The sequence below is a fragment of the Streptomyces tailanensis genome, assembly GCF_008386495.1.
In the GTDB taxonomy this organism is placed as follows: domain Bacteria; phylum Actinomycetota; class Actinomycetes; order Streptomycetales; family Streptomycetaceae; genus Streptomyces; species Streptomyces tailanensis.
Genome location: NZ_VTHJ01000003.1, coordinates 61,771 through 74,870, shown reverse-complemented (window position 1 = coordinate 74,870; position 13,100 = coordinate 61,771). Strand labels below are relative to the sequence as shown.

The 13,100-nt window shown below is 71.3% G+C and carries 12 protein-coding genes and 1 pseudogene; 9 read left to right on the top strand and 4 right to left on the bottom strand.

The features are described from left to right. Positions 1 to 266 precede the first annotated feature (266 nt). The 3 genes from F3T56_RS03995 to F3T56_RS03985 all read left to right on the top strand — a co-directional run bounded on the left by F3T56_RS03995 (position 267) and on the right by F3T56_RS03985 (position 3,110). On the top strand, positions 267 to 1,592 hold the full coding sequence (locus tag F3T56_RS03995) for a M20/M25/M40 family metallo-hydrolase (protein WP_149823272.1): 1,326 nt from the start codon (positions 267 to 269) through the stop codon (positions 1,590 to 1,592). Positions 1,593 to 1,775: 183 nt separating this feature from the next. After that, the gene (gene chpH / locus F3T56_RS03990) at positions 1,776 to 2,009 is read left to right on the top strand and encodes a chaplin ChpH (RefSeq protein WP_149823271.1); all 234 of its coding nucleotides are present in this window, start codon (positions 1,776 to 1,778) and stop codon (positions 2,007 to 2,009) included. Positions 2,010 to 2,153: 144 nt separating this feature from the next. Further along, complete coding sequence (locus tag F3T56_RS03985) at positions 2,154 to 3,110, top strand: chaplin (RefSeq protein ID WP_149823270.1); 957 nt, start codon at positions 2,154 to 2,156, stop codon at positions 3,108 to 3,110. An 81-nt stretch (positions 3,111 to 3,191) separates the two neighbouring features. Here F3T56_RS03985 and F3T56_RS03980 read toward each other — a convergent pair whose 3' ends face one another. Then, positions 3,192 to 3,380, bottom strand: a complete 189-nt coding sequence (locus F3T56_RS03980; protein ID WP_005485166.1) for a DUF5703 family protein — start codon at positions 3,378 to 3,380, stop codon at positions 3,192 to 3,194. 48 nt (positions 3,381 to 3,428) lie between these two features. Between F3T56_RS03980 and F3T56_RS03975 the strand changes: the two genes are divergently transcribed. Next, positions 3,429 to 4,079 (top strand): hypothetical protein, encoded by a 651-nt coding sequence (locus F3T56_RS03975; RefSeq protein ID WP_149823269.1) that lies wholly within the window; start codon positions 3,429 to 3,431, stop codon positions 4,077 to 4,079. A gap of 161 nt (positions 4,080 to 4,240) precedes the next feature. Here F3T56_RS03975 and F3T56_RS03970 read toward each other — a convergent pair whose 3' ends face one another. Next, positions 4,241 to 6,430: a helix-hairpin-helix domain-containing protein gene (locus tag F3T56_RS03970; RefSeq protein WP_149823268.1), complete on the bottom strand. Its 2,190-nt coding sequence runs from the start codon at positions 6,428 to 6,430 to the stop codon at positions 4,241 to 4,243. Further along, positions 6,427 to 7,410 carry an aldo/keto reductase gene (locus F3T56_RS03965; protein ID WP_149823267.1) on the bottom strand — a complete coding sequence of 328 codons (984 nt, stop codon included), beginning with the start codon at positions 7,408 to 7,410 and terminating at the stop codon, positions 6,427 to 6,429. The genes F3T56_RS03970 and F3T56_RS03965 overlap by 4 nt, the downstream gene beginning before the upstream one ends. Positions 7,411 to 7,601: 191 nt before the next feature. On the opposite strand from F3T56_RS03965, the gene F3T56_RS03960 reads away from it, so the two are divergent. Both F3T56_RS03960 and F3T56_RS03955 read left to right on the top strand, forming a co-directional pair. Then, positions 7,602 to 8,657 (top strand): LLM class F420-dependent oxidoreductase, encoded by a 1,056-nt coding sequence (locus F3T56_RS03960; protein ID WP_149823266.1) that lies wholly within the window; start codon positions 7,602 to 7,604, stop codon positions 8,655 to 8,657. Positions 8,658 to 8,889: 232 nt separating this feature from the next. Then, positions 8,890 to 9,678 (top strand): ferritin-like domain-containing protein, encoded by a 789-nt coding sequence (locus F3T56_RS03955; protein WP_149823265.1) that lies wholly within the window; start codon positions 8,890 to 8,892, stop codon positions 9,676 to 9,678. Positions 9,679 to 9,765: 87 nt separating this feature from the next. On the opposite strand, the pseudogene F3T56_RS03950 reads toward F3T56_RS03955, so the two are convergent. Beyond that, a pseudogene (locus tag F3T56_RS03950) lies at positions 9,766 to 10,653 on the bottom strand (CorA family divalent cation transporter). Between the two features lie 185 nt (positions 10,654 to 10,838). Here F3T56_RS03950 and F3T56_RS03945 point away from each other — a divergent pair. The 3 genes from F3T56_RS03945 to F3T56_RS03935 all read left to right on the top strand — a co-directional run bounded on the left by F3T56_RS03945 (position 10,839) and on the right by F3T56_RS03935 (position 13,009). Then, complete coding sequence (locus F3T56_RS03945; protein WP_149823264.1) at positions 10,839 to 11,525, top strand: histidine phosphatase family protein; 687 nt, start codon at positions 10,839 to 10,841, stop codon at positions 11,523 to 11,525. A gap of 99 nt (positions 11,526 to 11,624) precedes the next feature. Further along, positions 11,625 to 12,215 carry a DUF3090 domain-containing protein gene (locus F3T56_RS03940; RefSeq protein ID WP_149823263.1) on the top strand — a complete coding sequence of 197 codons (591 nt, stop codon included), beginning with the start codon at positions 11,625 to 11,627 and terminating at the stop codon, positions 12,213 to 12,215. Next, complete coding sequence (locus F3T56_RS03935) at positions 12,179 to 13,009, top strand: SCO1664 family protein (RefSeq protein ID WP_149823262.1); 831 nt, start codon at positions 12,179 to 12,181, stop codon at positions 13,007 to 13,009. Before F3T56_RS03940 ends, F3T56_RS03935 begins: the two co-directional genes overlap by 37 nt. Positions 13,010 to 13,100: the final 91 nt, after the last annotated feature.

Sequence of the window (13,100 nt, the reverse complement as noted above, 5' to 3'; positions counted from 1 at the left end):
GAACCCCCACGCCCGATAAAGGGCACTAGCACCTCAAGCTAGCGCGTCTGCCATTCCGCCACCCGGACAAGGTGTCTGTCGCGCGTGGTTCCCCTCGCGGCGACGAAGGAAACATTACCAGGCTTTCGAAGGCCCTCGATCACGCCCCGTCCCGGGGGCGGCCGGGCGTGAACGGCGTGTGACAGGCCCGTCCCGCTCTTATGCGGGAGGTGGGGCAGGAGGAGGATGAGCGGGAACCACCAGCAGCGACAGCGGGAGGAACCAGCGTGAGCGACACGGACACGACCAGGCGCGTGACCGGCGAGGACGAGGTCGTCGACCTCTGCCGCGAGCTGATCCGGATCGACACCAGCAACTTCGGCGACCACTCGGGCCCGGGCGAGCGCAAGGCCGCCGAGTACGTCGCCGAGAAGCTCGCCGAGGTGGGGCTCGAACCGAAGATCTTCGAGTCGCACCCGGGCCGCGCCTCGACGGTGGCCCGTATCGAGGGCGAGGACCCGTCCCGGCCCGCGCTGCTCATCCACGGCCACACCGACGTCGTACCGGCCAACGCGGCGGACTGGACCCACCACCCGTTCTCCGGCGAGGTCGCGGACGGCTGCGTGTGGGGCCGGGGCGCGGTCGACATGAAGGACATGGACGCGATGACGCTGGCGGTCGTACGGGACCGGCTGCGCAGTGGCCGCAAGCCCCCGCGCGACATCGTGCTCGCCTTCCTCGCCGACGAGGAGGCCGGCGGCACGTACGGCGCGAAGCACCTCGTCAAGAACCACCCCGACCTCTTCGAGGGCGTCACCGAGGCGATCAGCGAGGTGGGCGGGTTCTCGTTCACCGTGAGCGAGCAGCGGCGGCTCTATCTGATCCAGACGGCCGAGAAGGGCATGCACTGGATGAAGCTGACCGTGGCCGGCACGGCCGGGCACGGGTCGATGATCCACCGGGACAACGCCATCACCGAGCTGTCGGAGGCCGTCGCGCGGCTCGGCCGCCACACGTTCCCGGTGCGGGTCACCAAGACGACCCGGGCCTTCCTCGACGAACTCGGCGACGCGCTCGGCACCGAACTCGACCCGGAGAACATGGAGGGCACCCTCGCCAAGCTCGGCGGCATCGCCAAGCTGATCGGCGCGACTCTCAGCAACACCGCCAACCCCACCCAGCTGGGCGCCGGTTACAAGGTCAACGTCATCCCGGGCGAGGCCACCGCCCACGTCGACGGGCGGTTCCTGCCCGGGTTCGAGGAGGAGTTCCTCGCCGACCTCGACCGGATCCTCGGCCCGACGGTGCGGCGCGAGGACGTGCACTCCGACAAGGCGCTGGAGACCTCCTTCGACGGGGCGCTCGTGGACGCGATGCAGTCCGCGCTGGTCGCCGAGGACCCGGCCGCCAAGGCGGTCCCGTACATGCTCTCCGGCGGCACGGACGCCAAGTCCTTCGACGACCTCGGCATCCGCGGCTTTGGCTTCGCGCCGCTCAAGCTGCCGCCGGAGCTGGACTTCGCGGGCATGTTCCACGGCGTCGACGAAAGGGTGCCGGTGGAGGGTTTGAAGTTCGGTGTGCGCGTGCTCGACCGTTTCATCGACGCGTCCTGATCTTCAACCGGCTTTGTTCTGTCCTGAATTGCGCGCTGAAACGACACTCCAGTATTCGGCAGCTCGTACGACGATCGACCGTGGCGAGTGAATCGGACCATCAGCTCGTAGCTCGATTACTCCCTCCTCGTTACAGGTGATGCGACTCGCTACTCGGGGTCGCATTGCCAACAAGGAGGAATAATGATCAAGAAGGTCGTCGCTGCTGCGGCTGCCACCGGTGGTCTGGTGCTCGCGGGTGCGGGCATGGCTGTCGCCGACGCCGGTGCCCAGGGTGCCGCCGTGCACTCCCCGGGTGTCGCGTCGGGCAACGTCGTCCAGGTGCCCGTCGACGTCGCCACGAACGTGTGCGGCAACACGGTCAACGTGATCGGGCTGCTGAACCCCGCCTTCGGCAACACCTGCATCAACAAGTGACGTTGTGCCTCACCCGGTGAGGGTCTGAAAACCGTCGGCCCCGGAGTGCGCGCCATGCACTCCGGGGCCGATCGGTCTCTCGACAAGGTGCAAAAGATCAGAACATCTGGTTCAGAACATCTGGTTAAGGCAGGTAAATCAGCAATGCGACAGGTCACCCGCAAGGGCCTCATCACGATGGCGGCCGCGTCCGGCGTGCTCGCCGCGGCCGGCGGCTACGCACACGCCGACTCCGGCGCACACGGCTCTGCCGGCAACTCGCCCGGTGTGCTGTCCGGCAACAACGTGCAGGCCCCGGTGAACGTGCCGGTCAACGTCTGCGGCAACACCGTGAACGTGGTCGGGCTCCTCAACCCGGCGGCCGGCAACAAGTGCTCCAACGGATCGGGCGGCGGCCACCACGCCGACGGCTCCGGTTCGTCGCACGGCGGGGCCCAGGCCCGCGGTCACGCCAGTGACTCGCCGGGCGTGGCCTCCGGGAACAACGTGCAGGCCCCGGTGAGCGTGCCGGTCAACGCCTGCGGCAACAGCGTCAACGTGATCGGCGTCGGCAACGAGGCCATGGGCAACGACTGTTCCAACGGCTCGGGCGGCGGAGGCCACTACGGCGACGGCGGCTACGGCTCTGATCGCGGTGGCGGCGCCCAGGCCGACGGTCACACGAGCAACTCGCCGGGCGTGGGCTCCGGGAACAACGTGCAGGCTCCGGTGAACGTGCCGGTCAACGTGTGCGGCAACGGCGTCAGCGTGGGCGGCATCGGCAACGGGGTCACGGGCAACGACTGCGGGAACTCGGGCGGCGGAGGGGCGTCCGAGAACCCGGGCGGTGGCCAGCAGAACCCGCCGGGCGAGCCCGGACAGCCGGCTCCGCAGGTGCCCGAGAAGCCGGGGCAGCCGAACGAGCCGGGCAAGCCCGGCGGCGAGGTTCCCGGCGGCGACACCAACACGCCGGACGCGCAGGCCGTCACCCAGCCCGGCGGCTCCGCACAGCTCGCCCAGACCGGTGCCGAGCTGCCGCTCGGCCTGGCCCTGCCGGTGGGCGCGGGCGCGCTGCTCGGCGGCGCCCTGATCTACCGCAAGGCGCGGGCCGCGGCGCTGTAGCAGTACGGAAGGCGCTGTAGCAGTACGGAAAACGGAGCGGGCCCCGCACCAGCGGGGCCCGCTCCGTTTCGATCTGCCCACCTACCACGTGGCGCGCACCTGGCGGATGATCCGTCGGCGCAACCGCACCCTGCGGCTGCCATCGCGCAGCAGGCTCAGTCGGTCCAACTCCCAGTGTCCGTACTCGGCATGGTCCGTCAGCAGGCGTGTGGCGTCCTTACGGGAGACCCCGCGCGGTACGTACACGTCGACAAATTCGTATTCCGGCATCGGTATCTATTGTGCGGGCTGGGGCCCTGTACGGATAGCGTCTGCACTATGTCTGATGCTGCGCAGCCCACCGCTGCCGAGGTACGCGCCGCCGCCGAGGCGGTCAAGACCGCGCTCGACCGCCACCTGGCCGCGGTCGAACGCCGGTCGGGGGAGGACGACCCGGCCGTCTACGAGGCGTTCAACGAGCTGGCCGCGGCCGCCGAGGAGTACGACGAACTGCTCTACGACCGCTACGACGAGGTCACTCCCTTCGAGATCCCCGGCACCGAGGACATGCCGCCGTACACCGGCCCCGAGGAGCCCAGCGCACTGAGCGTGCTGATCCGCCGGGACTACACGGTGGTCGAGCCGCAGCGGTTGCTGGCGCAGGCACAGCGGGTGGAGGCGGTGGAGGAGCCTTCGGCTTCCGACAACGGCGCCGGTACGGTGCACGGGGCCCTGGGTGTCTTGTTCGGTGAGTTCGAACCGGACGAGATCGCCTCCCGGCACAAGGAGTTCGGCCTGGAGGAGGGCGACTCCACCCTGTGGGTGACCGCCGCGGACGACACCGCCGAGCCCGGCGAGTGGCTGGACGCCCCGTTCGACCAGGTCGACCCCCAACGCGTCGTCTGCCGCTTCGACGTCAGCGCGGTCTTCGACGACGAGGTGGAGGACGACGACGCGGAGGAAGACGAGGAGCTGGAACCCAGGCATTAGCTGCGGGCAGTCGTGCCGCTGGGGCGATGGGGGCACCTCCCGCTCATGGGGGTCCCTCCCGCTCGAGCGAAGTCGAGAGTGGGGGAGGGTGGGCGCAGGCGGCACCTCGTAACCGCCGAGCTGCGGAACCCACCCCCGCCCAGCACCACCCCACGGCACGGTCAATCAGCGGACGGCACCTGGGCCTTCAACAGGGCTGGCAGCCGCGTGGTGCGGGGCTTGGCCGACACCTCGGCGACCGCACGAGGCAGCGCCTGCTCCACACCATGCACGACGGACAGGTGCCGCTCCGCACGCCCGAAGGCCGTGTACACCCAGGGCCGGCTGAGGCCCTGCGCCGCGTCCCCGGGCAGGACGACGACCGCGGCCGGCCACCGGTGGCCCACGGCCTGGTGCGCGGTCAGGGCCCACCCGTGCCGCACGGCCCGCTCCACCCGCTCCTTCGGTACGACGACCGCCGCGCCCCCGCACTCCAGGTGCAGCCCGTCCGCGTCGGCCCTGACCACACGCCCCGGCGTCGTACGCCCCGGCAGGGGGGAGTAGGCGACGCGGTCGCCCGGGTCGAAGCCGCCGAAGCGCCCCGGGCCGGGGTTCAGCCGCTCCTTGAGCGCGGTGTTGAGCGCACGCGTCCCGGCCGCGCCCCCATGGCCGGGGGTGATCACCTGCACGTCGTCGGCGGGAATGCCGAAGGCCCGCGGCACCGAGTCCACGACGAGCTGCACGGTCCGGTACACCGCCTCCCCGGCGTCCCGCACCGGCACGATCACGACCTCCTTGCCTGGCGCGTCCACCTGGTTGAGCTCCCCGATCCCGATCCCGGAGACGAGTTCGCCGATGGGCCCGGGATCGGGCGTCCGGGAGGCGACCTGCGGGCAGGCGCGGGCGGCGAGGAGGTCCGCGAAGACCCGGCCGGGCCCGGCGGACCACAGCACACCGGGGTCGCCGCTGAGCACCAGCCTGGCACCGTCGGGCAGCGACTCGGCGAGCACCGCGGCCGTCTCGACGTCGAGCTGCGGCGCATCCAGGACGACGAGGAGGTCGAGGTCCAGCGCACCGTCGGCGTCCCGGCCGGGCCCCTCCGCACCGGACAGCAGCCCTGCGACGGTGGCCACGGCGGTGCCGTCGCCCGCCTCGGCGGTGGTGAGGAGGGAGGCGAACCGGCGTCTCCCGTCCGCGCTGTGCGTCGCGGTGTACGCCCGCAGCCCGAGCGCCCGCGCGGCGGCGATCAGGGCGGCCGGTTCCGCGCGTGCGGCCTCGCCGCCGGTGTGCAGCACGAGCCCGTGCCCGGCGACGGCGCGGATCAGCTCCGCGGCGGCCCTCGGCGCCGAGGCCGCCGCCGAGGCCCAGTCCGTCGAGTCGTCCTTGGGCAGGGAGTTCACGACACGGGCGAGACCGTCGGCGAGGCTCTCCTCGGCGAGGGCGTAACGCTCCAGGCCGATCAGTACGCGCACCGGACGCTCCTGCTCCGCCTCGTCGTCGACCGCTGCGGTGGGCGGTACGTCGTCGAGTGCGTCCTGGAAGACCAAGGCCTCTCCCTCGGCCACGGTGCTCTGGACCGCCGCGTCGGGGTCGGGGACGGACCGCTGGGCAAGCGCGGCGGCGAGCGCCGGGGCCTCCAGGGCCGTATGCCCGGCGACGGCCGCCTGCTCCAGCAGCCATACGGTGACCGCCCGCCCCCGCCGCTCGTCGTCCGGGCCGCACTCCGCGCCGAGGAGTGCCCGGGCGAACCCGTCGGCCTGTTCCGGCCGTACTCCGGGAACCCGCAGCAACTGCCAGGGATCCTCGCGCAGCCGGCCGCCCGCACCCTCGCCGAGCACCTCGGCGACCTGCGGCACGAGCGCCTCGGGAGCACCGCCCTCGGCCAGCACGGCGCGCACGGCCTCGACGGTCTCGCCGGAGGGCGCGGCCGCACCGGTCGGGGGCGCCACGGGCTGCGGCCGCCGCACCGGCTCCGGCGCGGCCCGACGCGGCGCGGGCTCCGGCTCGCTGAAAACGGTGGCCGCGGGCTTCTGCCCACCCTCCACGGCCCGTACGGCGGCCAGCAGATCCGCGGCCGTACCGCTGAGCTTGGCCCCGCTCGCGATCGGCCCCTTCTTCTCGGCCTTCCGCCGCTCGATCCGCTCCCGCTCCAGCCGCTGCGCCTCCAACTCGGCCTGGGCCTCGGACACTTCGGGCGCGGCCACGGCGTCACCGGCGGCCTCACCCGTGTCGCCTTCGTGCCCCGTGCCGGCGGCCTCCCCGGCGTCGGCGGCGTCGGCGGAGCCCTCGGTCGTCGGGGTCCCGCCGTCGGGGGTCTCGTCGCCCCGTCCCGCCGGCTCTTCCGGCTCCGTGGTCGCGGGCTCCGTGCTCACAGCGTGCTCCAGTCGTGATCGGGATAGTGGTGCACGGGCGCCGACACGTCGTCGAGCGCCCGGCAGATCTCGTCAGGAAGACTAAGGGTCTCCACTGACAATGCCGCCGTGAGCTGCAGCGTGTTGCGCGCGCCGACGATGGGCGCGGCGACGCCGGGCCGGTCGCGCACCCAGGCGAGGGCCACCTGGAGCGGGGTCACGGCGAGACCGTCCGCGGCGGTCTGCACCGCGTCCACGATGCCGCTCGCCGTGTCGTCGAGGTACGGCGCGACGAACGGCGCCATGTGCTCCGAGCCGCCCCGCGAGTCCGGGGGCGTGCTGTGCCGGTACTTGCCGGTCAGCACCCCACGGCCCAGCGGCGAGGAGGGCAGCAGACCGACGCCCAGGTCCAGCGCGGCGGGCAGCACCTCGCGCTCGACGCCGCGTTGCAGCAGCGAGTACTCCATCTGCGTACTGGCCAGACGAGTGCGTATCCCCGGCGCCGCGAGCTGCCAGGTGGCCGCCTTCGCGAGCTGCCAGCCGCAGAAGTTGGAGACGCCGGCGTAACGGGCCCGGCCGCTGCTGACGGCCAGGTCGAGGGCCTGGAGCGTTTCGTCCAGCGGGGTTTCGGGGTCGAAGGCGTGGATGTGCCAGAGATCCACGTAGTCCGTGCCGAGGCGGGCGAGAGAGGCGTCCAGGGCGGCGAGGAGGTGGCCGCGGGAGCCGTCGAAGCGGCGGTCGGGATCCGGGACGCTGCCGGCCTTCGTGGAGATGATCAGGTCGCGGCGCGGCACGAGCCCGTCCATCAGCTGTCCGAGCAGGTATTCGGCCTCGCCGTCCCCGTACACGTCCGCCGTGTCGACGAGGGTGCCGCCCGCCTCCCAGAACACCTTCAACATGTCCGCGGCGTCATGCTCGTCCGTGTCGCGCCCCCACGTCAGGGTGCCGAGCCCGATCCGGGACACACGCAGGCCGGTACGGCCGAGATGCCTCTGCTCCATGAACGCCGACATTACTGGCCAGAGTTCGCCACGTGGGTGCCTGTGGATAACCGATTTCCACGGTCAGCGCGTACGTGCGGGTCGTTCGTGCGACCAGCCCCACCCACCCGCAGTCGCCCCACGACCCCATCCCCCCGGTATGGTCGGCGCACAAGGGACGTTACTGATCGGTAAGGGGAAGGCTGGTCTACATGAAGCTCGGGATCAACCTCGGGTACTGGGGTGCCGGAATGGACGGGGACAATCTGGCCGTGGCCCAGGAGGCCGACCGGCTGGGGTACGCCGTGTGCTGGGCCGCGGAGGCGTACGGCTCGGACGCGGCGACCGTGCTCAGCTGGGTCGCCGCCAAGACCGAGCGCATCGACGTGGGTTCGGCCATCTTCCAGATCCCGGCCCGCCAGCCCGCGATGACCGCGATGACCGCCGCGACGCTGGACTCGCTCTCCGGCGGCCGCTTCCGGCTCGGCCTCGGCGTCTCGGGGCCGCAGGTCTCCGAGGGCTGGTACGGCGTCAAGTTCGACAAGCCGCTCGCCCGCACCCGCGAGTACGTCGAGATCGTCCGCAAGGCGATGACCAGGGAGCGGCTGTCGCACGAGGGCGAGCACTGGACGCTGCCGCTGCCCGGCGGGCCCGGCAAGCCGCTGAAGCTCACCGTGCACCCCACCCGCGAGCACATCCCGCTGTACATCGCGGCGATCGGCCCGAAGAACCTGGAGCAGACCGGCGAGATCGCCGACGGCGCGCTGCTCATCTTCCCTTCCGCCGCACACCTGGAGGACACCGCCATCAAGTACCTGCGGGCGGGCCGGGAGAAGGCGGGCAAGACCCTCGACGGCTTCGACGTCTGCCCGACGCTCCCGCTCGCCGTCGGCGACGACAAGGACGTCACGACGCTCGCCGACACCTTCCGGCCGTACACCGCGCTGTACGTCGGCGGCATGGGCAGCCGCAAGCAGAACTTCTACAACCAGCTCGCCCAGCGCATGGGCTACGAGAAGGAGGCCGCCGAGATCCAGGACAAGTACCTGGCCGGTGACAAGGCCGGCGCCGCGGCCGCCATCCCGCACGAGCTGATCGACCAGACGACGCTGCTCGGTTCCGTGGAGCGCATCGCCGACCGGATGAAGACGTACGCCGAGGCCGGAGTCACCACCCTCACGCTGGCCCCGGCGGGCTTCACTCTGGAGGAGCGGATCGCCTCGCTGCGGGCCGGTTCCGAAGCCCTGGAGCGGGCCGGGCTCGCGTAACGGAACAGCGGAGGCCAAGCAGGGATCCGGCGAAGCACTACGGCCGTGGTGGGGGCTCGGGGGTCTTCCCCGCCACGGCCGTCACGGGGGACAACGCGGCACCGGCCCGTTCGGTTACGCGCCCGCGACGCCCCGCCGTCCTTCGTTCGGCGGATTTGTCCGATACAGCTGTTGCCGGGCTCCTGGTACCCCATTTGACTCTTTTGCAGGGTCCTGTAGAGAGGTGCCTCACATGCTTTCGGCCAAGAGTCTGTTCCAGGAAATCGTCGACAACGACGAGTCGTTCCGACTGTTCTGCTCCATCGCCGCCAGCGGGGAGACACAGGGCGGCTGGGAGAACGCGCGCATCGCCGCGCTCGTCCCGCAGAGCGAGCAAGCACTCGCACCCAAGATCACCCGGCACGGCGCCGACGAGGACAAACACGGGCGGATCTTCAACGCCCTCATGAAGAAACGCGGCCTCCAGCCCATGGAGGTCCCGCCCGAGACCGACTACACCATGCTCCTGGAGCGCCACGGCATCGGCCTCGCACACGACAAGCTCAAGGCCGACCAGCCGCTCACGGTGCGGGACATCATCGTCTACCTGTCCCACAGCCGGGTCACCGAACAGCGGGCCGCCGACCAGATGGTGATGCTCCGCAAGCACTTCGCGAGCCACCCGGAGATCGGCAAGGCCGTCCGGATGATCTCCGACGACGAGGACAACCACCTCGCGTACACCCACGAGGAACTGCTGCGCTTCGCCGCCGCCGGGCACGGCCGCCTCATCCAGCGGACGCTCCGCGAGTGCGCCCTCGCGGAGATCGGCATCTACCGGGACGTCAGCCTTGCCGTGATGGACCACATGGGGCGCATCCTGGGCTGGCCGAAGGCCAAGGCGGCCGTCCTCGCCGCCGGTATCCGCGCCATGTACGCCTACGAACGGGCCTTCGGCTGGCGCCGCATGGTCACCCTGTCGATGCCGGAACGCCGCGACGCCCTGGGCGGCCCGGCCACGACGGCACCCGAGTTCGCCTGACGCGGCACGGGGAGCATGAGCGGGTACGGCACGCGCGCGTGAGGGCGGTGAGCAGAACCTGACGCCTCACGCGCGCGTGACGCCGTACTACAGCCACCCCCGCCGCTTGAAGAGCCGGTACACCAGCACCTCCGCCACGGCCGGCAGCGAGACCAGCGCCGGGTACGACCACACCCAGCGCAACTCGGGCATGTGCGCGAAGTTCATGCCGTACACACCGGCGACCATCGTCGGGATCGCCGCCATGGCAGCCCGCGCGGAGATCTTCCGCATGTCGTCGTTCTGTCGAACGCTCATCCGCGCCAGGTGCGCGGAGAGGATGTCGGGGACCAGCCGGTCCAGGCGCTCAGCGGGCTCGTTGACGCGGGCGAGGTGGTCGTTGACGTCGCGGAAGAAGGGCTGGACCGGTCGTCCACGAAGGGTGCCGCCGCATTGTACAGGCCCGCTGATCCGGCTCGCGTGCTCGGGCCCGTACAACGCGGCGGCACTGCGGCAGTACCTGCCGCTTGAAGGTTTGGAGCTCTCTCCCGGTAAAGCGAAGCCGGGAGACTCCCTCCTGGATCGCTCCGAAGGGTTTGACGGCTCGTGTGTCCGTCCGTACGACGAGCCTCCCGACCGCCGGGATGGTCAGTGACCTGCCAGGGTCCGCCAACTTGGTTGTCGCCGACGGGTGTTCAACGCCGGCACCCGACCATGACGTTTTGTGGACCTGTCGTGGCGGACGGTCACGGCGGAGGCGTCGCCGGTGGTCACGGTGGCACCGGCCGGCTCGTACACCGCCTTCAGGGCGTCCTCCACGGCCAGCGGATGCAGCGCGAACTCCTCGGTGACCAGGGCGAACTCCTTCTCCGTCGGCTCGTGCAGCCCGATCCACACGAACCCGCCGGACGCGCGGGCGGCGGCCAGGGCGTCGGAGAGGCCGTCGGGACCCTCGGTGCGATGGACGTCGCGGTAGACGGCACAGTCGACGATCACGGGAGGTTCCTTTCTCCGGGAGCGTCCTTCCGCCGCCCGGCGTATCTCTGGCGGTTGCGCGTCCCTGTGCCCCAAAGGGGCACGGGGCTCTGCCGATATGCGGCTCCGCCGCGTGGGCGCGACCAGCACCCACCGGCCCGCAGGTTCATCACTGTGCCTCCAGCGGAGCGCCTACGCTGGGCCGCATGCCCACGTTGATCCTTGTCCGGCACGGACGTTCCACCGCCAACACCGAGGGAGTGCTCGCCGGCTGGACGCCCGGTGTCGCGCTCGACGAGCGCGGCGCCGCGCAGGCCGCGGCGCTGCCCGGCCGCCTCGCCGGGCTGCCGATAGCCGAGGTCGTCACCAGCCCGCTGCAGCGCTGCCGGGAAACGATCCGTCCCCTCCTCGATGCCCGGCCCGAGCTCAGCCCGCACACCGACGAACGCATCGGCGAGTGCCACTACGGCGACTGGTCCGGCCGCAAGCTCGCCGAGCTGAAGGACGAGCCGCTGATGGAGGTTGTACAGGCGCATCCGACGGCGGCCGAGTTCCCCGGTGGAGAGTCGATGCGGGCCATGCAGCACCGGGCTGCCGAGGCCGTACGGGAGTGGAACGCGCGCGTGGAGCGCGATCACGGGTCCGACGCCGTGTATCTGATGTGCTCGCACGGCGACATCATCAAGTCGCTCGTCGCGGACGCACTCGGACTTCATCTGGACCTCTTCCAGCGGATCGCTGTCGAACCGTGTTCCATCACCGCGATCCGTTACACACGCCTGAGGCCGTTTCTCGTCCGTCTCGGCGACACCGGGGATTTCTCGTCCCTGGCGCCGCGCGAGGAGCCCCCGAACGGCGACGCGACCGTCGGGGGCGGTGCGGGGGCACCGTGATCGTCAACCGCAGTAGGGTGAAGCGGTCGCGGGCGGCACGCTGAACCACTCAGCCGCCGACGCGGCCGGTCCCGACGTCGATTCCAATGGAGACAGGACGTGTCCCGTCAGGTGTTCCTCTACGACCCCCCGGACCGCTTCGTGGCCGGTACGGTCGGGCTGCCCGGGCGCCGGACCTTCTTCCTGCAGGCCATCGCAGGACAGCGCGTGACCAGCGTGTCCCTGGAGAAGACCCAGGTCGCCGCGCTCGCCGAACGCATGGACGAACTGCTCGACGAGGTCGTACGGCGCAGCGGAGGCAGCGCCGCGGTGCCCGCCGTCGCACCCACCGAGGTGGCGGACACGGCACCGCTCGACACTCCCATCGAGGAGGAGTTCCGCGTCGGCACCATGGCGCTGGCCTGGGACGGCGACGAGCAGCGCATGATCGTCGAGGCCCAGGCCCTGGTCGAGCTGGACGCCGACTCCGAGGAGGACCTGGCCGAGGCGGAGGAGCGGATGCTCCAGGACGAGGAGAACGGTCCGCCGATGCTCCGCGTCCGCCTCACCGGCGCGCAGGCCCGGGCCTTCGCCAAGCGCGCCCTCGACGTCGTCAACGCGGGGCGGCCGCCGTGCCCCCTGTGCAGTCTGCCGCTCGACCCGGAGGGACACGTATGTCCGCGCCAGAACGGATACCGCCGCGGGGCCTGACGGCCGCCGACCCCGTGGTCGAGTTGCTCGCCTCCGGCGAGCTGACCGTGCGCGGGCGTGTCCGTGAGGCGTCCAACGCGGTGCTGTACTGCACCGTCTCGTACGAGGGCCGTGAGGCCGCCTGTGTGTACAAGCCCGTCGCCGGGGAGCGGCCCCTGTGGGATTTCCCCGACGGCACGCTGGCGCAGCGGGAGGTCGCCGCGTACGAGGTGTCCGAGGCGACCGGGTGGGGGCTCGTGCCGCCCACCGTGCTGCGGGACGGCCCGTACGGAGAGGGCATGTGCCAGCTGTGGATCGAGGGGGAGCCCGGCTCCGATCTGCTCGCGCTCGTCGACGGTGAGGAGGCGGGCGAGGGCTGGAAGGCTGTCGGCTTCGCCGAGGTCGGAGACGGGAAGACCGCGCTCCTCGTGCACGTCGACGACGAGCGCTTGCGGCGGCTCGCCGTGCTCGACGCGGTCGTCAACAACGCCGATCGCAAGGGCGGGCATCTCCTGCCGGCCGCCGAGGGGCGCCTGTACGGCATCGACCACGGCGTGACCTTCAACGCAGAGAACAAGCTGCGGACGTTGTTGTGGGGGTGGGCGGGGGAGTCGCTCACCGCCGAGGCCGTGGCTGTGCTGGAGCGGCTGCGGGACCGGCTGGGGGAGGGCGGGACGCTGGCGGGGAAGCTGTCGGGGTTGATCACGGAGGCGGAACTGGACGCCACGCGGGAGCGGGTTGCCGCTCTCCTGAAGAGCGGCCGACACCCGGAGCCGAGCGGAGAATGGCCGGCGATCCCGTGGCCGCCGGTGTGAAGACGGGGCCGCGCCCTTGATGGGGCGCAGCCCTAAAGGGGCGCGGGGAACTGAGCGACCAGCCACACACGACCCGCAGTCGCGATATCAG